This window comes from Streptomyces sp. NPDC056503, from assembly GCF_042794995.1.
Classification (GTDB): domain Bacteria; phylum Actinomycetota; class Actinomycetes; order Streptomycetales; family Streptomycetaceae; genus Streptomyces.
On the sequence record NZ_JBHTST010000036.1, the window covers coordinates 1 to 25,367 of the forward strand.

At 73.9% G+C, this 25,367-nt stretch carries 25 protein-coding genes; 4 read left to right on the top strand and 21 right to left on the bottom strand.

The annotated features are described in order from the left end of the window. Nucleotides 1-119: 119 nt before the first annotated feature. The 13 genes from ACFQ8C_RS13640 to ACFQ8C_RS13700 all read right to left on the bottom strand — a co-directional run bounded on the left by ACFQ8C_RS13640 (nt 120) and on the right by ACFQ8C_RS13700 (nt 12,857). A complete protein-coding gene (locus ACFQ8C_RS13640) occupies nt 120-1,145 on the bottom strand; it encodes a glycoside hydrolase family 6 protein (protein ID WP_383456040.1) in 1,026 nt (341 codons plus the stop codon). Between the two features lie 279 nt (nt 1,146-1,424). Continuing rightward, nucleotides 1,425-2,072 carry a class F sortase gene (locus ACFQ8C_RS13645; RefSeq protein WP_383456042.1) on the bottom strand — a complete coding sequence of 216 codons (648 nt, stop codon included), beginning with the start codon at nt 2,070-2,072 and terminating at the stop codon, nt 1,425-1,427. A gap of 2 nt (nt 2,073-2,074) precedes the next feature. Beyond that, nucleotides 2,075-2,653 (bottom strand): hypothetical protein, encoded by a 579-nt coding sequence (locus ACFQ8C_RS13650; RefSeq protein ID WP_383456045.1) that lies wholly within the window; start codon nt 2,651-2,653, stop codon nt 2,075-2,077. A 74-nt stretch (nt 2,654-2,727) separates the two neighbouring features. Then, a complete protein-coding gene (locus ACFQ8C_RS13655) occupies nt 2,728-3,507 on the bottom strand; it encodes an HAD-IIA family hydrolase (protein ID WP_383456047.1) in 780 nt (259 codons plus the stop codon). A gap of 155 nt (nt 3,508-3,662) precedes the next feature. Beyond that, complete coding sequence (locus ACFQ8C_RS13660) at nt 3,663-4,721, bottom strand: 2-aminoethylphosphonate ABC transporter substrate-binding protein (protein WP_383456049.1); 1,059 nt, start codon at nt 4,719-4,721, stop codon at nt 3,663-3,665. A gap of 26 nt (nt 4,722-4,747) precedes the next feature. Next, nucleotides 4,748-5,545, bottom strand: a complete 798-nt coding sequence (locus ACFQ8C_RS13665) for an ABC transporter permease subunit (protein WP_383456051.1) — start codon at nt 5,543-5,545, stop codon at nt 4,748-4,750. Continuing rightward, nucleotides 5,532-6,434, bottom strand: coding sequence for a 2-aminoethylphosphonate ABC transporter permease subunit (locus tag ACFQ8C_RS13670; RefSeq protein WP_383456054.1), 903 nt, complete (start codon nt 6,432-6,434; stop codon nt 5,532-5,534). Before ACFQ8C_RS13670 ends, ACFQ8C_RS13665 begins: the two co-directional genes overlap by 14 nt. After that, on the bottom strand, nt 6,427-7,479 hold the full coding sequence (locus ACFQ8C_RS13675) for an ABC transporter ATP-binding protein (protein ID WP_383456057.1): 1,053 nt from the start codon (nt 7,477-7,479) through the stop codon (nt 6,427-6,429). The genes ACFQ8C_RS13670 and ACFQ8C_RS13675 overlap by 8 nt, the downstream gene beginning before the upstream one ends. Beyond that, nucleotides 7,476-8,159: a phosphonatase-like hydrolase gene (locus tag ACFQ8C_RS13680; RefSeq protein WP_383456060.1), complete on the bottom strand. Its 684-nt coding sequence runs from the start codon at nt 8,157-8,159 to the stop codon at nt 7,476-7,478. The genes ACFQ8C_RS13675 and ACFQ8C_RS13680 overlap by 4 nt, the downstream gene beginning before the upstream one ends. Before the next feature lie 5 nt (nt 8,160-8,164). Beyond that, a complete protein-coding gene (locus tag ACFQ8C_RS13685) occupies nt 8,165-9,286 on the bottom strand; it encodes a TIGR03364 family FAD-dependent oxidoreductase (RefSeq protein WP_383456063.1) in 1,122 nt (373 codons plus the stop codon). A gap of 135 nt (nt 9,287-9,421) precedes the next feature. Next, nucleotides 9,422-10,189: a GntR family transcriptional regulator gene (locus ACFQ8C_RS13690; protein WP_383456066.1), complete on the bottom strand. Its 768-nt coding sequence runs from the start codon at nt 10,187-10,189 to the stop codon at nt 9,422-9,424. 179 nt (nt 10,190-10,368) lie between these two features. After that, a complete protein-coding gene (locus ACFQ8C_RS13695; protein ID WP_383456068.1) occupies nt 10,369-11,292 on the bottom strand; it encodes a hypothetical protein in 924 nt (307 codons plus the stop codon). 119 nt (nt 11,293-11,411) lie between these two features. Next, entirely contained in the window at nt 11,412-12,857 is a 1,446-nt protein-coding gene (locus ACFQ8C_RS13700) for an ROK family protein (RefSeq protein WP_383456071.1), read from the bottom strand. Nucleotides 12,858-12,922: 65 nt separating this feature from the next. Between ACFQ8C_RS13700 and ACFQ8C_RS13705 the strand changes: the two genes are divergently transcribed. After that, on the top strand, nt 12,923-14,032 hold the full coding sequence (locus ACFQ8C_RS13705) for a Gfo/Idh/MocA family oxidoreductase (RefSeq protein WP_383456074.1): 1,110 nt from the start codon (nt 12,923-12,925) through the stop codon (nt 14,030-14,032). Here ACFQ8C_RS13705 and ACFQ8C_RS13710 read toward each other — a convergent pair. From ACFQ8C_RS13710 to ACFQ8C_RS13730, 5 genes are all read right to left on the bottom strand, one after another. Further along, on the bottom strand, nt 13,995-15,605 hold the full coding sequence (locus tag ACFQ8C_RS13710) for a choice-of-anchor A family protein (RefSeq protein ID WP_383456077.1): 1,611 nt from the start codon (nt 15,603-15,605) through the stop codon (nt 13,995-13,997). The two genes, ACFQ8C_RS13705 and ACFQ8C_RS13710, sit on opposite strands and share 38 nt — an antisense overlap. A gap of 244 nt (nt 15,606-15,849) precedes the next feature. After that, on the bottom strand, nt 15,850-16,719 hold the full coding sequence (locus ACFQ8C_RS13715) for a fumarylacetoacetate hydrolase family protein (RefSeq protein ID WP_383456079.1): 870 nt from the start codon (nt 16,717-16,719) through the stop codon (nt 15,850-15,852). A gap of 138 nt (nt 16,720-16,857) precedes the next feature. Next, complete coding sequence (locus ACFQ8C_RS13720) at nt 16,858-17,589, bottom strand: YidC/Oxa1 family membrane protein insertase (RefSeq protein WP_383456082.1); 732 nt, start codon at nt 17,587-17,589, stop codon at nt 16,858-16,860. A gap of 112 nt (nt 17,590-17,701) precedes the next feature. Further along, nucleotides 17,702-18,013 carry a DUF6412 domain-containing protein gene (locus ACFQ8C_RS13725; protein WP_383456085.1) on the bottom strand — a complete coding sequence of 104 codons (312 nt, stop codon included), beginning with the start codon at nt 18,011-18,013 and terminating at the stop codon, nt 17,702-17,704. Between the two features lie 159 nt (nt 18,014-18,172). Then, on the bottom strand, nt 18,173-19,012 hold the full coding sequence (locus ACFQ8C_RS13730; RefSeq protein WP_383456087.1) for a class E sortase: 840 nt from the start codon (nt 19,010-19,012) through the stop codon (nt 18,173-18,175). 63 nt (nt 19,013-19,075) lie between these two features. Between ACFQ8C_RS13730 and ACFQ8C_RS13735 the strand changes: the two genes are divergently transcribed. The 3 genes from ACFQ8C_RS13735 to ACFQ8C_RS13745 all read left to right on the top strand — a co-directional run bounded on the left by ACFQ8C_RS13735 (nt 19,076) and on the right by ACFQ8C_RS13745 (nt 22,052). Continuing rightward, on the top strand, nt 19,076-20,086 hold the full coding sequence (locus ACFQ8C_RS13735; RefSeq protein WP_383456090.1) for an SEC-C metal-binding domain-containing protein: 1,011 nt from the start codon (nt 19,076-19,078) through the stop codon (nt 20,084-20,086). A 133-nt stretch (nt 20,087-20,219) separates the two neighbouring features. Then, nucleotides 20,220-21,641, top strand: a complete 1,422-nt coding sequence (locus ACFQ8C_RS13740; protein ID WP_383456092.1) for a YDG/SRA domain-containing protein — start codon at nt 20,220-20,222, stop codon at nt 21,639-21,641. A gap of 108 nt (nt 21,642-21,749) precedes the next feature. After that, complete coding sequence (locus ACFQ8C_RS13745; protein ID WP_383456095.1) at nt 21,750-22,052, top strand: hypothetical protein; 303 nt, start codon at nt 21,750-21,752, stop codon at nt 22,050-22,052. An 87-nt stretch (nt 22,053-22,139) separates the two neighbouring features. Here ACFQ8C_RS13745 and ACFQ8C_RS13750 read toward each other — a convergent pair whose 3' ends face one another. Genes ACFQ8C_RS13750 through ACFQ8C_RS13760 form a run of 3 tightly spaced genes read right to left on the bottom strand, consistent with a single transcriptional unit; the run spans nt 22,140 to nt 25,200 of the window. Beyond that, entirely contained in the window at nt 22,140-23,408 is a 1,269-nt protein-coding gene (locus tag ACFQ8C_RS13750; RefSeq protein WP_383456098.1) for a DUF445 domain-containing protein, read from the bottom strand. Nucleotides 23,409-23,421: 13 nt separating this feature from the next. Then, entirely contained in the window at nt 23,422-24,411 is a 990-nt protein-coding gene (locus ACFQ8C_RS13755) for an ATP-binding cassette domain-containing protein (RefSeq protein WP_383456101.1), read from the bottom strand. Nucleotides 24,412-24,417: 6 nt separating this feature from the next. Next, nucleotides 24,418-25,200 carry an ABC transporter permease gene (locus tag ACFQ8C_RS13760; RefSeq protein WP_383456179.1) on the bottom strand — a complete coding sequence of 261 codons (783 nt, stop codon included), beginning with the start codon at nt 25,198-25,200 and terminating at the stop codon, nt 24,418-24,420. Nucleotides 25,201-25,367: the final 167 nt, after the last annotated feature.

Consider the following 25,367-nt stretch of genomic DNA (forward strand, 5'->3'; position numbering starts at 1 on the left):
CTCTGTTGGTTCCCGCAGCTTAATATTAATCAGGGGGTCCGGGGTTCGAGTCCCTGGCGGCGCACCGACAGAGACGGCCCCTCGCGAAAGCGCGGGGCCTTCTTGTCGCCACACTCCGACTACCGTGCGTTGCGGGCGAGTTCCAGGGCGTACGCGTCGAACCACTCCCCCGCCCTCGGGCCGCCCCGGCACTCCCCGTCCGACTCGCCGGGCCGCTTGATCCACAGATAGGCGCGGACCAGCGGGTCGCCCGTCCGCAGGGTCGGCGGCTCGCCGAGCGCGCGGCCCGGCGGGTTGCACCAGTTCTCCGCCGGGTCGCCCTCGGCGTAGGGGCCGTTTCCGTTCCGGCTGGTGTCGACGACGAAGGGCTTGCCGCCGACCAGCGCGGAGAGCGCGCGCCCGTACGCCACGCTCTCCTCGGTCGTGCGGAAGTTCGAGACGTTCACCGCGAAGCCGTCGGCGGCGGCGATGCCGGCCTGCCGGAGCGGTTCGGCCAGCTTCTCCGGAGCGGCCCAGCCCGCGTTGCCCGCGTCCAGGTGGACGGTGACCTGCGGCTGCCTCCGGAGGCGCTCGACGGCGGACCTGAGCAGCGCGTACCGCTCGCCGGGCTGCCGCTCGACGGTGCAGCCGTCGACCACGTGCATCACCGCGTCCGGCTCCAGGACCACCGTCGCCCGCCGCGCGCCGATCCCCCGGGCGACGGCGTCCACCCAGGCGAGGTACGCCTTCCCGTCGCGCGCGCCGCCGGCCGAGTGGAGGCCGCAGTCGCGGTTCGGGATGTCGTAGAGGACGAGCAGCGAGGCCAGGCCGGCCTTCGCCGCCGCCTCGGTGAGCGCCCGGGCCTCCGCCTCCGGCCGGTCGGGGCCGATCCACTCCGCCACCGGGTGGGTCGAGATCCGGCCGAGCAGCGCGGCCTCGGCGGTCCGGCCCGCCGCGCGGTGGGCGGCCACGGCGCGGGCGGCCTTCCCGTCCGGGTTCACCCAGTAGGGGGCGGGGGCGGAGGCCGCCGACGGGCCGGGCGCGCCCGGCTCCGCGCCGGGCGTCCCGCAGCCCGTGACCGCGAGGAGTCCCAGGAGCGCGAGGGCCGCGAGGGGCCGGTGCGGGGGCGGGTGCGACGGGCCGCGCGGCGCGGGAGGAAGGGGCACGGGCCCGGGGCCGGCGGGGGACGCGTGCGGGCGTGCGGGCATACGGGCCTCGGGCGCGTGCGGGGTGGTGGAGTCGTGACCATCGTGACACGGCAGCGCTCTGGGCCGTGCGAGGCACGGCCCTCTACAGTGTGCGGAACTCCCGCCTCCCGCGGCGGCGCCGGGCTCCTCCCGCAGCCCGTGAGCCCGCGGTCGAGGACCGGCCCGGCCGGCGGCCCGTGGGACGCGGTCCGCCGGCCGCGGCCAGGTCCTCCGGAGCGGCCCCCGCCGCCCCCGGAGCTACTCCGCGCCCGTCAGGTAGGCCGAGACGACCACGTTCGCGGTGTACAGGCCGGCCTCACGGTCGAAGGCGCCGCCGCAGGTGATGAGCCGCAGTTCGGAGCGGGTGGGGTCGTGGGGTCCGTAGACCTTCCCGGGGTCGAAGGCGTCGCGGGGGACCACGGAGACGTCGTCGACGGTGAAGACCGCGACCGAACCGTCCGTCCGGGTGACGCGGACGGTCTCGCCGGGGCGGGTGGCGCTGAGGCCGTAGAAGACGGCGGGGCGGGTGTCGGTGTCGACGTGGCCGACGAGGAGGGCGGGGCCCGCCGCGCCGGGGGTGGTGCCGGGGCCGTACCAGCCGACGGTGTGCGGCAGCTCGTACGGGGGCGGGTCCACCGCCCCGGTGGCGTCGAGGCCCCGGGGGACGACGGGGGCGTCGATGCCGAGGGCGGGGATCTCGACCCGGCGGGGCTCGGCGGTGTCCGGTATCGGCGGCCGGGACGGCGGCAGGTCCACGCCCAGGGGGCGGCCGACCGCCGCGATGTCGCCGTGCGTGGGGGCCGAGCTGCCGCCGGGGCCCCGGGCCGCGTCGTGGCCCCAGAGCCAGAGCCCGAGGAGCAGGACCGCCCAGGCCACGCCGGTGACCGGGTGGCTCGACGCGGCCACGCCTATTCCGTACGCCGGCGGCGGGAGCTCCGGAAGGCGACCGCGACGGCGGCGGCGCCGGCCATGCCGAGGCCGAGCAGGGTGTACGGGGTGCCGAGGCCGTCCTCGCTCGCCGTCTGGGCGACACCGGGCGCGGCGGGGGCGGCGAAGGCCGCGGTGCCGCCGCCGCCCGCGCGGACCGGGGCGACGGGGGCGACCGGGGCCGGGCGGTGGGTGGGCCGCTGGTGGTGGCGGACGGTGAGGGTGCCGACGTCGGGGTGGTCGTGGCCGTCGCAGGTGACGGAGACCTTGTAGGTGCCGTCTTCGAGGCCCGTCCGGACGGTGGCCCCGCCGAAGACGGCGTAGTCGCCGCCGTCCCGGCCGGTCAGCTCGGCGTCCGCGACGAACGCCGGGGACTTGGCGGCGCCGGTGGTGCCCTTGCAGCCCTGGGCGCGAACGTCGACGTCGGCTCCGGGTGCGGCGGCGGACGGGGTGACGGTGACCTGGACGCCGTCGTGGGCGAGGGCGGTGGCGGCGCCGGGAGCGAGCACCAGAGCCAGTGCCGCCCCTGCGGCACGGAGAGCGAGGGGACCTGAACGCATTGTGACCTCCTGGTACTGGCAGGGTCACCCGGTTCGGCGGGTTTCGCATCCGCAGGGGCGGCGCCCGGTGGGCGCTACACGCGGTCGACGAGGTCCGCGATCGACTTCACGACCTTGGAGGGTCGGAAGGGGAAGCGGTCGATCTCCGCCTCCGAGGTCAGGCCGGTGAGGACGAGGAAGGTCTGCATGCCCGCCTCCAGGCCCGCCAGGATGTCGGTGTCCATCCGGTCGCCGATCATCGCGCTGGACTCGGAGTGCGCGCCGATCGCGTTGAGCCCGGTGCGCATCATCAGCGGGTTGGGCTTGCCGGCGAAGTAGGGCGCCTTGCCGGAGGCCTTGGTGATGAGGGCGGCGACGGAGCCGGTGGCGGGGAGCGGGCCCTCCAGCGAGGGGCCGGTCTCGTCGGGGTTGGTGCAGATGAAGCGGGCGCCGTTGTTGATGAGGCGGACCGCCTTGGTCATGGCCTCGAAGGAGTACGTCCGGGTCTCGCCGAGGACCACGTAGTCGGGGTCGTGGTCGGTGAGGACGTAGCCGATGTCGTGGAGGGCGGTGGTGAGGCCGGCCTCGCCGATGACGTACGCGGTGCCGCCGGGGCGCTGGTCGTCGAGGAACTTGGCGGTCGCGAGCGCCGAGGTCCAGATGTTCTCGACGGGGACCTCCAGGCCCATCCGGGCGAGGCGGGCGTGCAGGTCCCGGGCGGTGTAGATCGAGTTGTTGGTGAGGACCAGGAACGGCTTTCCGGTGTCCCGCAGCTTCCTGATGAACGCGTCGGCGCCGGGGATCGGGACGCCCTCGTGGATGAGGACGCCGTCCATGTCGGTCAGCCAGGATTCGATCGGCTTGCGCTCTGCCATGGGTGCGGGACTCCTGCCGTACGTGACGTGCGTGTGCTGGGGGCGACGCGACAGCGCTGTGGCGACGCCCCCAGCCTAGGTCAGGAAGCCGTCACGGTGACCCCGTCGATCGTGCGGCGGATCGGCGGGCCCGGCGTGACGGCGCCGGCGGACTCTCAGCTGCCGGTCGCGGACTTCCACGCGTCGACGTAGGAGGTGAGGTTCTCGTCGATGTCGGCCCAGTCCGGCTCGAAGATCTCGACGCCCTCGATCAGCCGGGCGAGTTCGATGGCGTTGGCGTCGGTGGCCTTGACGTCCTTGCGGGCGGGGAAGCCGCCGCCGACGGCGCTGACCTCGCGCTGGGCGCCCTCGCTCAGCATGAAGTCGAGGAGCTTCTTGCCGTTCTCGGTGTGCGGGGCCTTGTCCACCAGGCCGGCCGCGTAGGGCAGGGCGAAGGTGGTGGGCTTGCCGCCTTCCTTGGCCGGGAACCAGATGGCGAGGTTCGGCATGGACTTGGCCTGGGCGAAGTTCATCTGCACGTCGCCGTTGGCGACGAGGAGTTCGCCCTTGTCGACCTTGGGGGCGAGCTTGGAGGTGGAGGAGGACGGGCCGACGTTGTTGGCCTGGAGCTTCTTCAGGTACTCCATGGCGGGTGCCTGGCCGCCGAAGTCGTGCATGGCCTTGATGAGGACGGCGGTGCCGTCGCCGGCGACGCCGGGGGTGGAGTACTGGAGCTTGTTCTTGTACGTGCCGTCGAGGAGGGCCTCCCAGGTGCCGGGGGCCTGCGGCAGCTCCTTCTTGTTGTGGACGAAGCCGAAGTAGTTGTTGACGACGGAGGTCCAGGAGCCGTCGGCGGCCTTGTCGGCGCCGTCCACCCGGTCGGCGCCCTTCGGGGTGTACTTCTGGAGGAGGCCCTTGGAGCCGGCCTGCTGGATGAAGGGCGGGAGGGTGACGATGACGTCGGCCTGCGTGTTCGACTTCTCGCGCAGGGCCCGCTGGACCATCTCGCCGGAGCCGCCCTCCACGTACTTCACCTCGATGCCGGTCTCCTTCTCGAAGTCGGCGAAGACCTTGTCGTACCAGCCGTCGCCCTTCTCGCCCTTGAGGCCGTCGGCGCTGTAGACGGTGACGACCTTCTCGTCGGAGGCGGCGGAGGAGCCGCCGCAGGCGGTGAGGGAGGCGGCGAGGGCGAGGGCTCCGGTGACGGCGGCGACCGGCTTGGCGTGCATGCGCATGACGTCGTTCTTCTCCTGCGTGAGGGTTAGCGGTAGGACGCTCTGGTGCGGATACGGGAGACGGCGAGCAGGACCAGCAGGGTGGTGGCCATGAGGACCACGGCCAGCGCCGATCCGGTGAAGAGGGACCCGCGGTCGGTGGCGGTGAAGACCAGCACCGGCAGCGGCGTCCAGTCCGGCGGGTAGAGCATCATCGTGGCGCTCAACTCCCCCATGGACAGGGCGAAGCAGAGCCCGGCGGCGGCGCTCAGGGAGGGCAGCAGCAGGGGCAGCTTGACCCGGAGGAGGACGTACCAGGGGCGGGCGCCGAGCCCGGCCGCCGCCTGCTCGTACATCGGGTCGAGGCGGCGGATCGCCGCCGAGACCGACTGGTGGGCGAAGGCCGTGACCAGCACCGTGTGGGCGAGGATCACGATCCAGCGGGTGCCGTTGAGGAGCAGCGGAGGCCGGGAGAAAGCCACCAGGACGGCGAGGCCGACCACCACCGACGGCACGGCGAGCGGGAGCACGAAGAGCGCGTCCAGGAACCGGCGGCCCCTGCCGCGCAGGGCGGCGGCGGCGAGCGCGGCCCAGGTGCCGAGGGTGAGCGCGAGGAGGCTCGCGGCGGCGGCGGTGACGAGGCTGGTCGTCAGGGCCTGGAGGGACTCCCCGCGGACGGCCGCCGTGTAGTGCTCGGCGGTCGGGCCGGAGGGGAAGGCGCCCGACCAGTGGGTGGAGAGGGACGCGGCGACGACGACGAGGAGGGGGACGGCGAAGAGCGGCACGAAGAGGACCGCGAAGACGAGCCAGGACGCGGCCCGCCCGGTTCGGCTATGCACCAGCACGCTTGCTCCCTTCCGGCACCGGTCGGGGGCTCCGGCCGGCGGTGGCGGTCAGCGTCCGGTAGACGGCGTAGAGGCCGACGGAGATCGCGACGTTGACGACGGCGACGACGCAGGCCGCGGCGTAGTCGGATTCGAGGATGGCCTTGGAGTAGACGAGCATCGGCAGGGTCGTGACGCCCTTGGCCCCGGTGAAGAGGACGATGCCGAACTCGTTGAGGCACATGACGAGGACGAGGCTGCCGCCGGCCGCGAGCGCGGGCAGCGCCTCGGGGAGGATCACCCGCCGCACGATCCGCGCCGGCCGGGCGCCGAGCGAGGACGCCACCTCCAACTGGGCGGTGTCCAGTTGCGAGAAGGCGGCGAGCAGCGGCCGCATCACGAAGGGCGTGAAGTACGTGACCTCGGCGAGGAGCACGCCCCACGGGGTGGTGAGGAAGTGGAAGGGTCCCTCGGCGGCGCCGGTGGCGCCGGTCCACAGCCCGTTGGCCATGCCGACCGTGCCGTACACGAAGAGCAGGGCGAGGGTGACGAGGAAGGACGGGAAGGAGAGGAAGACGTCGATGAAACGGGAGACCGCCCTGGCGCCGGGGAAGGGCACGAAGGCCACGATCAGCGCGAGGAGGAACCCGAGGACGAGACAGCCGACGGTGGCGCCGGCCGCGAGCCACACGGTGGTGACCAGCGCGTCCCGGAAGGAGGCGGAGGCGAGGACGTCGGCGTACGCGCCGGGCGCCAGCGACTCCCGGACGACGAGCCCGAGCGGATAGAGGAAGACCAGGGCGAGGACGGCGACGGGGGGCAGGGCCCACAGCCAGGCCGGGACCGTACGGCTCCGGGGCGGGCGGGCCGCCACGACCGCGGCCGGCGCGGCGGCCCGGGCGCTAGCCACCGTCCACCCCCGCGGCCAGCAGCACCGCGTCCTCGGGCGCGAAGTGCAGCACCACCTCCGAGCCCAGCGGCGGAGTGTCCCGCAGCTCCCGCACGTCCGCCTTCACACGGTGCCCGCCGACGTCGACGTACAGCCGGTGGGTGGCGCCCCGCCACTGGACCTCGGCGATCCGGCCGCGCAGGGCGTTGGGGCCCTCGCCGAGGCCGATGAGGTGGGGCCGTACGCAGAGGGTGGCGGCCGCTCCGGGGGCCGCGTCGCCGACCGGGACCTTCAGGGCGGTGCCGGCGAAGTCGACGCCGTCGGGCCCGACCCGGACCGGCAGCAGGTTGGCGTTGCCGACGAAGGAGGCGGTGAACTCGGTGCGGGGCCGCCGGTACAGCTCCTGCGGGGTGCCGCAGTCCCGGAGGCGGGCCCGGTCCATGACGGCGATCCGGTCGGCGAGGGTGAGCGCCTCGACCTGGTCGTGGGTGACGTACAGGACGGAGACGTCGGGGAGTTCGCGGTGGAGCCTGGCCAGCTCGGCGAGCATGCCGGAGCGGAGCTGGGCGTCGAGCGCGGAGAGCGGTTCGTCGAGGAGGAGGACGTCGGGGCGGATGGCGAGGGCGCGGGCGATGGCGACGCGCTGCTGCTGTCCGCCGGAGAGCTCGCGGGGGTGGCGCTTGGCGTACGCCCCCATCCCGGTGGTCTCCAGGGCCTCGGCGACCCGGCCGGGGATCTCGGCCTTGGGGTGCTTGCGCGCCTTGAGCCCGAAGGCGACGTTCTCGTCGACGCGCATGTGCGGGAAGAGGGCGTACTGCTGGACGACCATCCCGATGCCCCGCTGGTACGGCGGGAGGTCGGTGACGTCCCGGTCGCCGATGTACACGCGGCCGGCGGAGGGCCGGACGAATCCGGCGACGGTCCGCAGGGCGGTGGTCTTGCCGGAGCCCGAGGGCCCGAGGAGGGCCATCACCTCGCCGGGTGCGACGGTGAGGTCGAACGAGTCGAGGACGGTGGTGTCCCCGTAGGCGACGGAGACGGCGTCGAAGCGGATGCCGCTGGTCATGCCTCGTACTCCCGTATCGCCGCCGGGAGTTCGGCGACCGAGCCGAGGACGTGGGTGGCGCCGTGCTCCGTGAGGGCGGGCCCGTCGTGGGCGCCGGTGAGGACGCCGGCGACGATCCCGGCACCGGCGCGGACACCGGTCAGCATGTCGTACGAGGTGTCGCCGGCGACGACGGTCCGGCGCACGTCGTCGACGGCGGCGGTACGGAGGAGGGCGGCGAGGACCATGTCCGGGTACGGGCGGCCTCGGCCGCCGGCGTCGGCCGGGCAGAGGGTGAGGTCGGCGAGGTCCCGCCAGCCGAGCGCGTCGAGGACGGCGTCCTGGGTGACGCGGGCGAAGCCGGTGGTGAGGACGACGGTACGGCCCTGCTCGCGGAGGGCGGCGACGGCCTCCGCGGCGCCGGGGACGGGGGCGACGAGGCCCTCGGAGACCAACTCCCCGTAGGCCTCCTCGAAGGCGGCGTTGGCCTGCCGGGCGCGCTGCTCGTCGCCGCCGAAGAGGTGGCGGAAGACGGTGATCTTCGATTCGCCCATGGTGGCGCGGACGTGGCCGATCATCGCGGCGGGGTCCTCGCCGAGGCGTTCGGCGGCGGCCGTGAAGGCCCGCTCGACGAGGCCGTCGTCGGCGACGGTGGTGCCGGCCATGTCGAGGACGACGAGGTCGAGGTTCGTGTCGGTCATCGGTGTCACCAGCCCAGTTCGTTCGCGGTCTTCTCGGCGATGGCGGGCGAGCAGGTCATGCCGCGGCCGCCGGGTCCGGTCACGAGCCAGACCCCGTCCCGTACCCGCTGGCGGTGGACGACCCTGGTGGTGTCCACGCACTGCGCGTACACCCCGGCCCAGCGGCGCCGGATCGCCGGCAGCGGGCGGCCGAGCAGGGACTCGACGACGCGGACGAGGTGCTCGTAGGGGTCCTCGACGGTGTCGAAGGCGAAGGGGTGCTCGTACTCGTGGGTGTCGCCGATGGTCAGTCCGCCGTCGAGGCGCTGCACCATGAGCAGCTGCATCTTGTGGGCGGCGGCGGTCGGGTCCTGCGCCTGGCCCGCGTTGAGCGCGTCGAGCGCGCCGGAGGCGTAGGCCGGGTAGTAGCGGAAGGAGTCCGCGTCGGCGACCGAGGTCGTCAGCGGCTCGCCGAGCGGGGCGGTCTGCATCATCTGGAGGCGGACGCGGCGCACGGGCACCGCACCGGCGACCTCGCGGACCAGGCCGGAGAGCCAGGCACCGGTGCACAGGACGACGGCGTCGCCGCTGTGCAGATCGCCGTGGTCGTCGCGGACGGCGTGCTCGCCGACGACCTCGCGGACCTCGCGGTTCGGGAGGAAGGTGTAGCGGCCGGTGGCGAGGAGGGCCTCGCGGAGGGCGAGCTGCGCGGTGCGCGGCTCGACGGCGGCGTCCCGCTCGCACCACAGGGCGGCGTCGAAGGCGCCGCGCAGGGCCGGGTTGACCGCCCGGGCCGCCTCGGGGGTGAGCAGCTCGTAGCCGCGGGCGGCGGCGTCCGGGCGGGCCACGGCCGCCTCGGCGACGGCCAGTTCGAGCTCGCCCCGGACGGGGGTGAGGGAGCCGATGGCCCGGAAGCCGAGGCGGGGGACGCGGGCGCCGATCCCCTCCCAGAGCTCGCGGGCGCGCAGGGCGGTGTCGAGTTCCTCGCCGCCCGCGCGTCCGCTGACCCAGATCTGGCCGAAGTTCCTCAGGGAGGCTCCGCGCGCCTCGGCCTCGCGCTCGATGTGTACGACCTCGTGGCCGCGTTCCACTGCCTGCCAGGCGTGCATGGTGCCCACCACGCCGGCTCCTACGACGATCACCTTCATGCCGTCCACGGTCGGGGCGGTGGGTGACCCGGGCCGGTCGGGCGGGCGACGGAACGGTGAACGGACCGACAAGCTTGGACTAGACCCGTTACCTTCCCGTGATGAACGGGGTGGTCGATACCGGGACTTCTCGGTTCAGTCCTGGCGGCCGAGGTGGGCGGTGAAACTGAAGCGGTCGCCGCGGTAGAGGGTGCGGACCCGCTCCAGGGGCCGGCCGTCCTCGTCGCGGGAGACGCGGTGCAGCAGCAGCATCGGCAGGGCGGGCGGGGTGCCGATGAGCAGGGCCTCGCGCGGGGTGGCGAGCACGGTCTCGATCCGCTCGTCGGCGTCGCCGAAGGAGATGCCGAGCCGCTCGCGGAGGTAGCCGTAGAAGGACGAGTCCGGGTCGAAGTCGGTGTCCAGACCGGGGACGCGGGCCTCGGAGACGTACGTGCTCTCCAGACCGACCCGCTCGTCGTCGGCGAGCAGCACCCGCTCCATGTGCCAGACGGGCTCGCCGGGCGCGACGCCGACCTCGGGAGCGAGCGCGTCGGGGCAGGGGAAGCGGTCGAGGGAGACCACGCTGCGGCCCGGGCGGCGGCCCTGGCGGCGGACGCCCTCGGTGTAACTGGCCAGGGAGAGCGGCTGTTCCAGCTTGGGCCCGGCGACGACCGTGCCCCGCCCCCGCCGCCGCAGCCTGCCCTCCAGGAGGAGCTCGCGCAGGGCCTGCCGGACGGTCTCCCGGGACACCTCGTACCGCACGGCGAGGTCGCGCTCGGCGGGCAGCACGCCCCCCTCCCCCAACTCGTCGACGAGCACGGCGAGTCGCGCCTTCACGGCGTAGTACTTGGGCACCCGGCCGTGCTCCGGGACACCGGAGCGGACGGGGGCGCCGGGGGCACTGGGGGCGTGGTGGTGGTTCATCCGGCGATGGTCGCAGACGGGGGTGAACGGGCGGGTGTACGGAGGATGGCCTGCAGGTTCGGCGCCGGCGGGTGGTCGGCGCGACCGGTTTCGCCGGCGCCGCGGGTGGCCTTGCGGATCCCGGCGGCCTTGGGCTTCAGGTGGCCTTGGGATTCAGGTGGCCTTGGGACCCCGGCGGCTCAGTCGCGCCGCAGACGGCGGCCGGCGCGGAGGAGGACCGCTCCGGCGAGGGCGAGGGCCGCGGCCCAGAGGGCCGGCGGAACGGCCCCATCCCGGCCGGTGTGGGCGAGTTCGGGCCGGGAGAGGGGCGCGGGAGGCCGGTCGGCCGAGGACGGAGGAGGAAGGGGAACGGGGAGGGGGAGGGAAAGGGAGGGTCGGTCGGGTACGGGGGTGGGTACGGGGGTGGCGGCTCCCGTCGGGTCCGCGGGAGCGGAGGGGACGGGAGGGGCGGGCGGGCGGGAAGGGGCGGCGGGGGCGGGCGGCCCGATCGTGAGGCGGTGGTCGCCGGAGCGGCCGACCCAGTCGCCGTCGGCGCCCCGGCGCTGGACGAGCGCGGCGTTGACGACGACCTCCCCGGGCACGGCGTCCGCCCGGAAGGCCAGCCGGACGGGAACGGTGACGGCCCGTCGGGCGGGCACGGCGAACCCCCCGAACCCGGTGAACGCGCCCACGCTCTCCGCCTCCTCGGTCGCCTCGAAGGCGACCGGCCGCCACCGGTCGCCCTCCGCGTCGTAGAACTCCAGCCGGATCTGCTCGGGACGCAGCACCCGCCCCTCGTCGACGAGGACGAGCACCGGATGCACCTCCGCGCAGGCCCGCCCGGTGGTGTTCCGCACCTCCAGCTCCCAGGTCCTGAAGGCCCCTCCGGCGGGGTACTCGGCGGGGCCGTCGTCCTGGATCCGGGTTTCGAGCGGGAAGCCGGAGTCGGCGGCGGCACCGCAGACCGGGGCGGGGGCGGGGGCGGGGGCGGGGGCCTCGGCGGCGGGGGAAGCCACGGCGGCGGCGGGGGCGGGGGCCGCGGCGGAGAACAGGGTGCCGGTCAGCGTGAGGGCCGCGGCGGCGAGGGCACGGGCGCTACGCAGGGGCCGGGGGGCGGATGCCATGTGCGGATGCCTTTGCTGCTCGCGGACGTACGTCTCGCCCGCGACGCTGCCACACGCCCCGCCCCGAACCTCCCGGCGACACCCGCAGGCCCCCCGACCGAGCCGCCGGATCCGCCCGATCAGCGTATGGTCCGGTCTTCCGACGAATACGCCGACGGGTGGTTCGGCGGGTACGCCTGCGGGTGATTCGGCGCATACGCCGACGGATGGTTCGGCGGGTACGCCGACGGGTGATTCGGCGGAGCCAGGCCGAAGACCGGGGCCAGGACCAGCTGGGCGGCGCCCCGGGCCACGGCGTGCGGACCCGACGTCACCTCGACCGGGGTCGGGAGGCGGAGGTCGGCCAGGACGGCCGAGACGCCCTCCGCGAAGACCCCGGGCGCGCCCAGCACCACCCGGCCGCCGAGCAGGACCCGGTCGATGTCGAGGAGCCGGACCAGGTTGGCCGCGCCGGTGCCGAGGATCCGCGCGGCCTCGGGCAGCTCCCCCCGCGCCACCGCCGCGAGACACAGCACCTCCAGGCACCCGCGCGCCCCGCAGTCGCACCGGGGCCCGTCGAGCTGGACGGTCTGGTGGCCGAGCTCGCCCGCCCCGGTCCGCTCGCCCCGCAGCGGCGCGCCGCCGACGACGAGACCGGCGCCGAGCCCCGTACCGAGGTGGACGTAGGCGAACGAGCGGGGCGCGCCGGGCCGGACCGCGAGCCCGAGGGCGGCGGCGTTCGTGTCCTTGTCGAGCGTGACCGGCAGCCCGAGCCCGGCCTCCAGCACCTCCCGCACCGGGAACCCGTCCCAGACCGGCGCCCCCGTCACCCGCCCCGGCACCCCGAGCCGGTGGTCCAGCGGCCCGGGCATGGCGACCCCGACACCGAGCACGACGATCCCGTCGGCCTCCGCCCCGGCCGAGGCGACCTCCGCCCCGGTCCCGGGGGTGACGGTCTCGGCGCCCGTCGGCGTGACGGCCCCGGCGCCCGTCGACGTACCCGTCGGGCCCGGTGCGGGGCCGGGGTGCGCCCCGATCGGGGCCACCGTCGCGGCCGGGGCCACCGTCCCTGCCCGTACCGCCGTCCCTGCCCGTACCGCCGTCCCTGCCCGTACCGCCGTCCCTGCCCGTACCGCCGTCCCGGTCGGGGCCGCCGCTCCGGCCCGTGCCAGCAGCGCCCGCGTCTCCTCCGCCACCGCCGCCAGGACCGGGGCCGGGCCGTCGGCCAGGGTCAGGGGGCGGTGACGGACGGCGACCGGGGCGCCGGTGAGGTCCGTGAGGACGAGGGTGAGTTCGTCGCGGTCGAGATGGACGCCGACCGCGTGCGCGGCGGTGGGGACCAGGCGGAGGACCGTACGGGGCTTCCCGCCGGTCGAGGCCCGGCGGCCGGCCTCCGCCGCCAGTCCCTCGGCGCGCAGCCGAGCCGTGATCTTGCTGACGGCCTGGGGGGTGAGGCCGGTGCGCTCGGCGAGTTCGAGCCGGCTGATGCCCCCCTCCCCCGCCGTACGCAGCAGGTCGAGCACGAGCGCCGCGTTGTGGCCCCGCAGCGCCGACAGGTTGGCGCCGCCGCCGGGGTCTCTCGTCATCACCGTCACCGGCCCATTCTCTCCCCTGCTTGCACTTCGGCAACAGCGTTGCTTAAGTGGCGCCCATGACGACCACCCCCCTCCCCCTCCGCGTCGGCCTCATCGGCTACGGCCTCGCGGGTTCCGTCTTCCACGCCCCGCTCATCTCCTCCTCCCCCGGCCTGACGCTCGCCGCCGTCACCACCGGCAACCCCGAGCGCGCCGCCGAGGCGCGGGCCGCCCACCCGGACGTCCGGGTGGTCGAACGGCCGGAGGAGCTCTGGGCGGACGGGGCCCCGGAGCTGGACCTCGTCGTGGTCGCCTCCCCGAACAAGACCCACGTCCCGCTCGCCGAGGCCGCCCTGAGGGCCGGGCTGCCCGTCGTCGTCGACAAGCCGCTCGCCGCCACCGCCGCCGAGGCACGCGGCCTCGCGGAGCTCGCCGAGGAGCGCGGCCTGCTGCTCTCCGTCTTCCAGAACCGGCGCTGGGACAGCGACTTCCTCACCCTCCGCCACCTCCTGGAGGAGGGCGAGCTCGGCGAGGTCCAGCGCTTCGAGTCCCGCTTCGAGCGGTGGCGGCCGCGCCTGAAGGGCGGCTGGCGCGAGTCCGGCGCCCCGGAGGAGGTCGGCGGGCTCCTGTACGACCTCGGCAGCCACGTCGTCGACCAGGCCCTGGTCCTCTTCGGCCCGGCCGTCTCCGTCTACGCCGAGTCCGACGTGCGCCGCCCGGGCGCGGAGGCCGACGACGACACCTTCGTCGCCCTCACGCACGCGAACGGCGTCCGCTCCCATCTGTACATGAGCGCCACCACCGCCCAGCTGGGCCCCCGCTTCCGGGTGCTCGGGCAGCGCGCCGGCTTCGTGACGTACGGCCTCGACTCCCAGGAGGCGGCCCTGCGCGAGGGGCTGCGGCCCGACCCCGGCACGCCCTGGGGCGTGGAGCCCGAGGCGCTGTGGGGCCGGATCGGCTCCGGGGAGTCCCCGCTGACCAGCGGCGGGACGCCGGTCGAGTCGCTGCCGGGGGACTACCCGGCGTACTACGCGGCCGTCGCCGCCGCCGCGCGCGGTACCGGGCCGAACCCGGTCACCGCGCACGAGGCCGCCACCGCCCTGGACGTCCTGGAGGCGGCGCGGCGGTCGGCCCGCGAGGGGGTCACCGTCAGGCTGACCCGTCCGACCGACGGCGCCGGCGGCTGACGGCGACGAGGAGACCGCCGCCGAGGGCGAGACCGGCCGCCGTCACTCCCATGACGATCTTCCCGGTGCCGGCGCCCGTCTCGGGGAGCTGGCCGCCGCCGTGGTGGCCGCCGGTGCCGCTGCTCCCGCCGGTGTTCCCACCGGCGCTTCCGCCGGTGTCGTCACCGTAGCCCCCGTCGGACCCTCCTCCGTCGGACCCGCCGTTGCCGGACCCGCCGTTGCCGGACCCGCCGTTGTCCGATCCGCCGTCGGTCGTGCCGCCGTCGGCGGAGTCGGTCGGGCTCGGCGTGGGCTCGGTGGGCGTGGGCGTGGGCGTGGTCTCCGTGGGCGTCGGGTCCGTGGGAGTGGGCTCCGTGGGAGTGGGCTCCGTGGGGGTGGGGGTGGTCTCCGTGGGCGTCGGCTCCGTCGGCGTGGGCGTGGTGTCCGTCGGGGTCGGCGTCGGCTCGGTCGGCGTCGGGGTGGTGTCCGTCGGGGTCGGCGTGGTGGGCGTCGGGCTGCTCTCGTCGCAGTCCGGCAGGTCGCCGTCGAACGGGTAGTTGTGGATCTCCTGGCCGCCGCCCCCGCCCGGCTCGGAGGCGTGGGTCAGGTTGCCGGTCGTGAAGAAGCGGCCGTTCATGCCCGGCATGGTGATGGTGGTGGTGCTGGCCTGGTCGCCGATCAGGACGCTGCCCGCGAACTGCGCCGTGCCCTCGAACTTCACCCGGGTCGCGTCGGGGAAGTTCCACAGCAGCCGGTCGCGGAGTCCCGGCAGGCCGTTGACGTAGGTGTCGATGGTCCGCTCGCCGCCGAGGACGTTGACGAGGACGGTCGCGTTCGCGGGGATCTTCGCGAAGACGATGCCCTGCTGCCCTCCGCTCGGCGACTCCAGGTCGAAGTCGACGTTGAAGACCTGGAGCGCGGAGCTGCCGTCCCCGGTGAAGACGGTCTCGGAGCCGTTGTTGACGGCCGTTCCGGTGGCGGTGCGGGAGGCCCCGTCGACGTACGCGTAACACTGGCTGGCGTCGGTCAGTTCGTCGCGCAGCGCGGTGTACGGGGCGACGGCGCCGGCGTCCTTGACGGGTGCCGGGATCACGGTGCCGGTGACGGTGCCCGCGTACAGCGTCTTGCCGGTGACCACGCCCTCCTCGGTGAGGAGGCGCTGCCCGGTGGCGACGGTGATGTTCCCGCCGACGCTGAGGAACGCGGTGCCGTTGTCGGGCACGACGCGTGAACCGGCTCCGGCGACGCCGACGTTGTAGACCTGGGAGACGTCCGCGCGCTTGGCCTGGTCGAAGCCGCCGAGGACCACGACCTTGCCCTCGGCCTCGGCGGCGGCCTCGCGGACGAGGAAGTCGCCGCCGACGAAGACGTTGACGCCGTTGTCCCGCCACACGACCTCGCCGCTGTTGATGTCGGGGTACGTGGGCGGGCACTTGCCCGGTTTGCAGGGGCCGAGTCCGCCGGGCAGGGGATCGGCGGCGCCGGTGACGGCGAGGCCGCCGACGAGGGCACCGGCGGCGAGGACCGCCGTCGCGGCGGAGAGGGCGAGGTGGGCTCTGCGGCGAGGAGCACGTTCGGTCTTCACAGGTTCCATATGCCGCAATATGCATAAAAAGGTACGAAAATGGCGGCACCCCACGCGGGGTGCCGCCAGAATCGGAGACCGGGCCACCGCCGCCCGGCGGGCGCACGGCACCTCAGGCGACCCTCGGCTCGGCTCCTCGCGAGCACTCAGGCGCCCCTCGGCTCGACGCCTCGCGCGTGCTCAGGCATCCCTCGGCTCGGCTTCCGGGGAGCGCTCAGGCGCCCCCCTTCGGCTCGGGTTCCCGGGGAGCGCCTCAGGCGCTCTTCAGTTCCTGGCGCTGGCGCCCCAGGCCCTCGATCTCCAGCTCGACGACGTCGCCGGGACGGAGGTACGGCTTGGGATCCGGCTGCCCCATGGCGACGCCGGCGGGCGTACCGGTGTTGATGACGTCGCCCGGGTAGAGGGTCATGAACCGGCTCACGTACCGGACGACCTCGGCGACCGGGAAGATCTGGTCCGAGGTGTGTCCCTCCTGCTTCAGCTCGCCGTTGACCCACAGGCGCAGCGTGAGGTCCTGCGGGTCGGGCACCTCGTCGGCGGTGACCAGCCAGGGCCCGAGCGGGTTGAAGGTCTCGCAGTTCTTGCCCTTGTCCCAGGTGCCGCCGCGCTCGATCTGGAACTCGCGCTCGGAGACGTCGTGCGCGAGCGCGTACCCGGCGACGTGCGCCAGCGCCTCCTCGTCGGTCTCCAGGTAGCGGGCGGTCCGGCCGATGACGATCGCCAGCTCGACCTCCCAGTCGGTCTTCACCGAGCCGCGCGGCACGAGCACGGTGTCGTCGGGGCCGACGACGGTGTCGGCGGCCTTGAGGAAGACGACCGGCTCGGTCGGGGTGGCCTGCCCGGTCTCGGCGGCGTGGCCGTGGTAGTTCAGCCCGATGCACACGACCTTGCCGATCCGGCCGACCGGCGGGCCGACGCGCAGCCCGGTGGAGTCCCCGGACACGCCGTACGCGGGCAGCACGCCGGCCTCGGCGGCGGCGCGGATCCGGTCGAGCGTGGCGGTGTCGGAGAGCAGACCGCCGTCGACGTCGTCGGTGAAGGAGGACAGGTCACGGAGGGTCCCGTCCCCGTCGAGGAGGGCGGGACGCTCGGCGCCCGGCGGGCCGACTCGCAGCAGCTTCATGGTCTTCTCCCTGTGGTCGAGGTGGGCCTGGGGGGAGGCCCTTCGGTGCCCCGGCCGATGGAGTGCGGCCATCGGAGGATCGTCCGATCCTCCAAGACTCCCGTTCAGCCCGCAAGACCCCGTTCACCCTGCGGACCCTTACGCGCGAGTAGGAACGCTCGGGGGAAGCGGCCGCCGCATGAGCAGCGCCCGCTCGACGGCGGACCAGGCGGTGCTGGTGACGACGTAGAGGGCGACGGCGAGCGGCACGACGGCGACGGTCACGACGGTCCCGAAGGAGAGCAGCGGCAGGATCCGGCCCAGCGCCGTGGGGACGTCTCCCCCGGCCGGTCCCGCCGGCGTCTCCCGGCGGGTCCTGACGTACTGGAACGCGGCGACGGCGAGGGCCGTCGCGAAGAGGGCGACGTACACGAGCCCGGCCGGTCCGAAGGGCCCGCCGTCGCCGAGGGCACCGGTCCAGCGGCCGTCGAGGGGCGCGGCGAGCAGCTGGTGCCCGCCCATCCGGTCGCCGGAGGAGAAGAGCGAGTACAGGAGGAGGAACGCGGGCACCTGGAGCAGGCTCGGCAGGATCCCCGCGAACGGCGAGACCTTCTCCTCGGCGTGCAGGTCCAGGATCGCCCGCTGGAGGCGCTCCGGCCGGTTCTTGTGCTTCTCCCGGAGCGCGGCGACCCGGGGCGCGAGCCGCACCCGGGCCCGCTGCCCCCGCACGGCGGCGCGGGAGAGGGGATGGACGGCGAGCCGGACGAGCACGGTGAAGACGACGACGGCGGCGGCGGTCGAGGCGTCGGCGGCGAGCGGCTGGAGCAGCTCGGCGAGCCGGTCGACGAGCGCGGAGAAGGCGTCGAGGAGCGGGGACGGGAACAGGGACAAGGGAACCCTCCGGGGTTCGTCGTGCCGGGGATGGTGGGTCTCGGCATGACGGACCGCGCGAAGGCGTCTCGCGGGACGTGCTGCGGTGGTGCAGGTGCGGGTGCGGGAACGCCTACGCGGCCGTCGGGAGGGAACGCCCGGGTGCCCGGGGTCGGCTCCGTCCGGCGGCGTCGGGGTCGCGCTGCGGGAGGAAGGCCGTACGGCGGGCCCGGTCGCGCAGCGCGGTGCGTATGAGGGTGGGCGGCACGGCCGGAGCCGTACGGACGCCGACGAGGGCGCAGAGGACGGTGGAGACGGCGAGGACGACGGCCGCGCCGAGGGAGCCGTACGAGACGACCGACCCCGCGAACGCGATCGCGAGCGCGAGGAGCACGGAGAGGAAGACGAGGGGCGCGAATCGGCGCAGGACCAGACTCCCGCTCATCACGCCCCCCGTTCCTCTGACTTCACTGTCCGTCGGGTAGGACGAACGGCCGTACGGAAGAGTTCCCGACCCGGGAACGAACGCCCCGACCCTGGCCCTGGCTTCCTGATCCTGGTCCTGGCCCTGGTCCTGGCTTCCCGGGGTCGGCCGGTGCCGCCCTCACCGCCGCAGGGTCGCCCAGACGATGAGCCGGTAGCGGGAGGTGAACTCGGGGGTGCAGGTGGTGAGGGTGAGGTAGGAGCCGGCCTTGGAGTACCCGTACGAGGGCTTGACGATCGACCGCGGCACCGGCTGGATGACACCGGTGTCGCGGGGCGAGGTCACCGGCAGGATCCGGTCGACGAGGTAGGTGTACGTCCCCTCCCGCGTCCGCAGCGTGATCTCGTCCCCCTTGCGCAGCCGGTTGACGTACCGGAACGGCTCGCCGTGCGTGTTCCGGTGCCCGGCGAGCGCCACGTTCCCCGCCTGCCCCGGCGCGGCCGTGCCCGGGTAGTGCCCCACGTACCCCTTGTCGAGCACCTTGCTCTTGGAGATCCCCTGGGCGACGGGCACGGTCAGCCCGATCCGCGGGATCCGGAGCACGGCGAAGGTCGCGCCGGAAGGGGTACGGCCCGGAGAGGGGGAGGGTTTCGGACGGGCGGCGGACCCCGTGCCGGCGGAGGGCCCGGGGGCGGGAGCGCCGGTACCGCCGCCCCCGCCGGAAGGGGAGGCGCTCGTGGAGGGGGACGACTCGACGCCCGCCCCCGCCCCGGCCCCGGCCCCCTCCGAAGGAGAGATCTCCCACTCGCGCTCCAGCACGGCCACCTGCTGGCCGGCCTCGGCGCGGGCCTGCTGGTTGGTCCACCACAGCTGGTGCACGACGAGCAGGAGGATCAGAACACCGCAGGTGACGACGGTCTCCGCGGCGAACCAGAGCGCGCGGGCGAGTCCACGGCGCCCCGAGCGCGCCTGGACGACGACCGGCACCCGCTCCCGTCCCCCACGTCCCCTGTCCCGCACGCCCGGCACGATAAGCGCTGCGGCGCCAACTCTCCAGGGCCGTACAGCAGTACGGTGGACGACATGCGCCCCGACACGCCTGCCGCCCACACCGCCGAAGCCGAGCGCCTGCTGCGCACCGCCAAGCAGTACCCCGGCGACCGGGAACCGCTGCTGCTCCGGGCCGCCGCCCACCTGGAACTCGCGGACGACCGGCCGGGCGCGACGACCCTCTACGACGACCTCCTGTCCGGCACCCCCGCGGACCCCCACCTGATCCGCGCGCTGAAGGCGTCGAACCTGTGGGAGTACGGGCACGAGGCCGAGGCGCGGGCCATCATCGAGGGCCTGCGCCGCTCCCGCCCGTCGGAGGCGCCCCCGTGGGAGATCGCGGCGGAGACGCTGGAGGCGCACGACGAACTGGAAGCGGCGGAGCAGACCCTCACCGAGGCGGCGACCCTCCTGGTCCCCCCGGGCGACCCGGAGCTCCCCCACCCCACCCGCTCCCTCCTCGCCACCCGCCACCGCATCCGGCGCATGCTGGCCCGGCCCCACGACGACTGGGACACCCAGGCGGACCGCCTCCACCAGGGCAAGATCCCCCTGGACGAACTCCACGACCCGAAGCGCCTCTGGTCCCTGGGCTCCTCGGACCCGGCGGAACTCCAGGCCGAGATCACCCGCCTCCGCTCGGAACTGGGCGCCTACCGCACGGCCCTCTCCCGCCCCTTCCCGGTGGCGGTCCTCCACTGGCCGGCCGAGGAACTGGACGAACTCCTCGCGGCCTATCCGGAACTGGAAACGGAGTACCCCACCTACCGGGCCCACCTGACGGACATCGAAGCCTCCCTCCGCGAACTCTCCGCGGCCGGCACCCCCAACCTGGGCATCGTCCGGGCCACCGTCCCCTCCTACGAAGCCTTCGCCGCCTCCGAATCCACCCACCCCTCCCAGGCGGCCCTCCTCCCCCAGTACGCCACCACCCTCGCCGCCCGCTCCCGAGCCACCCCCTGGCCCCCGCTGCGCACGGACGCTTGCTGGTGCGGGACGGGACGGACTTACGGGGAGTGCCACGGGGCGGTCTCCCAGCCCTAGCTGGAGACCGTGCTCGTCGTCCCGCTCTCGCCCCGTTGTCAGACGCGTGAAGTACCTTCGCTGCATCTCCATCGACCGACTGACCGCGCGTCGCAGTGACACGTCCTACCGGCACGCAACGGGGAGCTCACTCTTGTCCGAGGACACCAGCACCACGACCGGATACCTGAACGCCTTCACCTCGCTCCGCGTCGACCGCTCATCTGGCCGGCCGGCGCGACACCAGCCGATCCTGCTGCTGTGGGCAGCGGGGCGGGCACGGCTGGGAAAGCAGCGGCTCACTCCTTGGCTCGCTTCAAAGGATGAGTTGGCGGCCCTCCTCGCCGCGTACGGGCAGCCCGGGTCTGCAGCAGCCCCGGAGTACCCCTTTACCGCCCTGCACCGTTCCCCGCTGTGGACTCTTGAGGGGATCACGGAGGAGGTCCCTCAGGCTCGTGGGTCGAAGCTGGGCTCCTGGCTGGACCGGCACGATCCGCTCGGCGGGCTCGAGAAGGACCTGTATGAGCGGCTGGCCAGCGACACGTCCTTTCGTGACGAGGCCGTCTGCCGGCTTCTCCAGACGTACTTCACCGACATCGATTGGCAGGACATCCTGATCGCTGTCGGGCTGCAGTCCCATGCATTCCACGGGTTCGGCCCTGTTCCCTGCGTTCCGGTCGGCTCCAGGTTCGCCAACCGTGATGCCCTCGCCGCCGCCAACCTTCACCGCCCCCGCCAGGCCGGTATCTGGGGCAAGCAGAACGAGGACGCAAAGTCCATCGTCGTGTCGGGCGGCTACGAGGACGACGAGGACCTCGGGACCGAGATCATCTACACCGGCCAGGGGGGTATGACCGAAGGTCGGCACACACACGACCAGGAGTTGACTCGAGGCAACGCCGCTCTGGTGAACAGCGTGGCCTCGGGCACGCCCGTCCGCGTCATCCGTGGAGCGGGCCACCATTCGCCCTACGCCCCCGCGCAAGGACTTCGGTACGACGGCCTCTTCCACGTAGAGGACTACTGGTCGGAACGCAGGGAAGCCGATGGCTTCCGCATCTGGCGCTTCCGTCTGCGCGCCCTGGGTGAAGCACCCACGCCTCAGACGCCGAAGATTCTCGACGAGGCCGTCCTGCCGTTCCCCTCACCCGCCACTGCCCCGGACGACGCACAGCCGCTGCAGGAACCCGAGCCGGGAGAGCTCCCCGATCGCCGAACGGTCGTGACCCAGCGCCTCGTTCGCAGCACTCAGCGTGCCAACAGGGTCAAGGAACTCCACGACTACACGTGCCAGGTCTGCGCCCTTCGGATCGCGACGCCCACAGGCGCGTACGCCGAAGCTGCCCACGTCAGGCCGCTGGGACGCCCCCACAACGGCCCCGACCGCACGGACAACATCCTGTGCCTCTGCCCCAACCACCATGTGGCATTTGACTTCGGCATGCTGACCATCGGCGATGACGGAACCATCCACGAGCGGGGGAGCAGCGAGGGACTGCGGCGCCTGCGTACCGTGGCGGGCCACGCCATCGACCCGGCCCACCTCTCGTACCACCGCACCCACCACGAAGGGTGACGAGCTCACGCAAGGGTCGCATCGGAAGGGGCCTGGCCCCCTGGCCCGTCCGTGGCTGTCGTTACCCTCGTGAGGGACGCTCCATCATGACAAACACGAGGTGACACCATGCCCCGCATCCCCTCCCCCGCCATCGCCGCCGCCGGGCTCGTCGGTGGATACGCCGTCGCTCGGTGGACCAGGAAGCGGCCGCTCGGTGGGGTGGTGCTGGCCGTGGCCGGTGGGGTGGCGGCTCGGGAGTGGCAGCGGGTGGGCGGGGTGAAGGCGGCCGTGGGGCTGTCGGCGGCCTACGTGGCGGCGTTCGGGGGGTCGCATCCGCTGGCCAAGAAGATCGGGGCCTGGCCGGCGGTGTTCTCCGTCGCCGGGGGGATGGCCGCGGTCTCCTGGGCCGCCACCCGCGAGCACGGCTGACGGGCTTCGGGCCCGCAGGCGCAGCCGCGCCCGCCGGGCTCGGCGTCCGGGTTCGGCCTGTGCGCGCCGGCCCGGAGCCGTGCGGGGTCAGGCGCCCAGTGCGTGGCTGACCGTGTAGATCAGGAGGCCGGCCAGGGCGCCTACCACCGTGCCGTTGATGCGGATGAACTGGAGGTCCCGGCCGATGTTGGCCTCGATCTTCCTGGAGGTCTGGTCGGCGTCCCAGCCGGCGACCGTGTCCGTGATCAGGGAGGTGATCTCGGGGCGGTAGGTGGTGACGAGGTAGATCGTGGCCGATTCCAGCCAGCCGTCGACCTTGGACTGGAGACGGGGGTCCGAGGCGAGGCGCTTGCCGAGGGAGATGAGGGAGGCGCGGGCGCGGAGCCGGAGCTGGCTCTGGTCGTCCTCGGCGGCGGCGATGACGAGGGCGCGGACGGAGGCCCAGGCGGAGGCGATGACGTCCTGGACCTCGGGGCGGGCCAGCAGGTCGGACTTGAGGCGTTCGACGCGGGCGCGGGTGTCGGTGTCGGCCTGGAGGTCGGCGGCGAAGTCGGTGAGGAAGCGGTCGATGGCGCCGCGGGCCGGGTGCCCCGGCATGTCGCGCATCTCCGTGACGAAGCGCAGCAGCTCCTTGTAGACGCGCTCGCCGACCTTGCGGTCGACGAAGCGGGGGGTCCAGCCGGGGGCGCCGCCCTGGACGGCGTCCATGACCGAGTCGCCGTGGGTGACCAGCCAGTCGTGGGCGCGGGTGCAGATCAGGTCGACGGCGCGGCGGTGGGCCCCGTCCGCGACCATGTGTTCCAGGGTCTTGCCGACGCCGGGGGCGATCTCCGCCTGCTCCGCCCGTCGGGTGATCGCCTCGCCCACCACCGCCTGCACGTCGGCGTCGCGCAGGACGGTGAGGGCGCCCCGGAGGGCCGTGGAGAGCTCCTCGGTGACCCGGTCGGCGTGGGCGGGGTCGGCGAGCCAGACGCCGAGGCGGCGGCCGATGCCCAGGGCCCGCAGCCGGCCCCGTACGACGTCGGCCGAGAGGAAGTTCTCGCCGACGAAGGAGCCGAGCGAGGCGCCCAGCTGGTCCTTCTTGGTGGGGATGATCGCCGTGTGCGGGATGGGGAGGCCCAGCGGGTGGCGGAAGAGCGCCGTCACCGCGAACCAGTCGGCCAGCGCGCCGACCATGCCCGCCTCGGCCGCCGCGGCCACGTACCCCGCCCAGGCGCCCGCTCCGGAGTTCTCCGCCCAGGTCGCGAGCCCGTAGATCACCGCCACCAGCGCCAGCAGCGCCGTCGCCAGGGCCTTCATCCGGCGGACGCCCCGGTTCCGTTCCTCGTCCGCCGCCGTGTACGTGAAGCTCACCATCCGCCAGACCTCCTCACATCAGGGACTCCCGGCGCTCCTCGTGAGTTCCCCCGTACATCTTCGCGATCACGGACTCGATGTCCGGTTCCCGCACCGAGAGGTCGACGAGCGGGTACGCCGCCGCCACCGCCGCCACCAGGGGCGCCGCCGACGCGGAGGCCGGGAAGGCCAGGTACTGGCGCGGTCCGTCGGCCCGTACGAAGCGGGCGCCGGGCACGGATTCGATCGGCGGCAGCTCGCGCGCCAGGTCCACCACGAGCGTCCGCTCGCCGCCGCCGACCTCGTGGAGGCCGGCGAGATCGCCGTCGTACATCAGCCGCCCGTGGTCGATGACCATCACCCGCGAGCAGAGCTGTTCGATGTCGGTGAGGTCGTGGGTGGTGAGGAGGACCGTCGTGCCGCGTTCGGCGTTCAGCTCGCGGAGGAAGGCGCGGACCCGGGACTTCGAGACGACGTCGAGGCCTATCGTCGGCTCGTCCAGGTACAGCACCTCCGGGTCGTGGAGGAGGGCGGCGGCGATGTCGCCGCGCATCCGCTGGCCCAGGGAGAGCTGGCGGACCGGGACGTCCAGGAGGTCGCCGAGGTCGAGGAGGTCGACGCAGCGGGCCAGGTTCTCGCGGTAGCGGTCGTCGGGGATCCGGTACATGCGGTGCGTCAGCCGGTACGAGTCCCTCAGCGGCAGGTCCCACCAGAGGGTGGTGCGCTGGCCGAAGACGACGCCGATGCGGCGGGCGAGGCGGGTGCGTTCGCGCGCGGGGTCGATTCCGGCCACGCGGAGGCGGCCGCCGCTGGGGGTGAGGATGCCGGTGAGCATCTTGATGGTGGTGGACTTCCCGGCGCCGTTCGGCCCGATGTAGCCGACCATCTCGCCCCGCTCCACGGTGAACGAGATGCCGTCGACGGCCCGGACCTCCCGCTTCTCGCGGCGGAACGGGCCCGCCTTCCGGCGGACGGTGAAGGTCTTCTCCACGCCGTCCAGTTCGATGAGGGAGTCGAAGGACATGTGCTCTCAGCTTCCTGTCGATCGGTACGAGCGGACGCCCGCCCGCCACGCCAGGCCCGCGACCGCGCAGCAGACCAGGGCGACGAGCGGGGAGACGAAGGCCGCCCAGGACGGGACCCCGGCCGGGGCGGGGTGCCCGAGGACGTACAGGGCGGGGAGCCAGTTCACGAAGGCGAGCGGGATCACGAACACCACGCCCTTCACCAGGTCCTGCGCGAAGACCGTCGGCGGGTACTGGAGCAGCGTGTTCCCGCCGTACGTGAACGAGTTGGTGACCTCGGCGGCGTCCTGGAGCCAGAAGAGCGCCGACGCGCCCAGCACCATCACCGCCATGAAGATCACCGCGCCGCAGACGAGCATCCCCGGCACCATCAGGGCCTTCCCCCACGACCACGCCACCTCGTCGCGCAGCAGCACCAGGCTCCACACCAGGACCATCAGCCCCTGGAGCACCCGGCCGAGCCGCCGCAGGGCGAACTTGTCCGCCGCGACCTGCGCGAGCAGCGGCGCCGGCCGCAGCAGGAACACGTCGAGCGAGCCGTCCCTGATCCGGCGCCCCATCCGCTGGAGCGAGCCCAGCGTCAGGTCGGCGAGCCCGAAGGCGGTGCCGGCGGTGCCGTACAGGAAGGCGACCTCGGCGAAGGAGAAGCCGCCGAGCCCCTCGACCTGCCCGAACATCAGCAGGATCACGACGAAGTCGAAGAAGGTGACGCAGAAGGACGTCACGAGGGTCAGGGCGAAGGAGGCGCGGTACGCCATCGTGGAGCGGATCCACATGGCGGCGACCATCCGGTACGTACGCAGGGCGTCGACGGGGCCGACGCGGTGGGCGTCCTCGGTACGGGCCTCGCCGAGGCCGGTGCGGTGCGCGTCCTCGGCGCGGACGTCTCCCGGACCGGCGCGGTGCGCGTCCTCGGTACGGCCGTCGCCGGCGCCTGTGCCGTACGCCTCCCCGG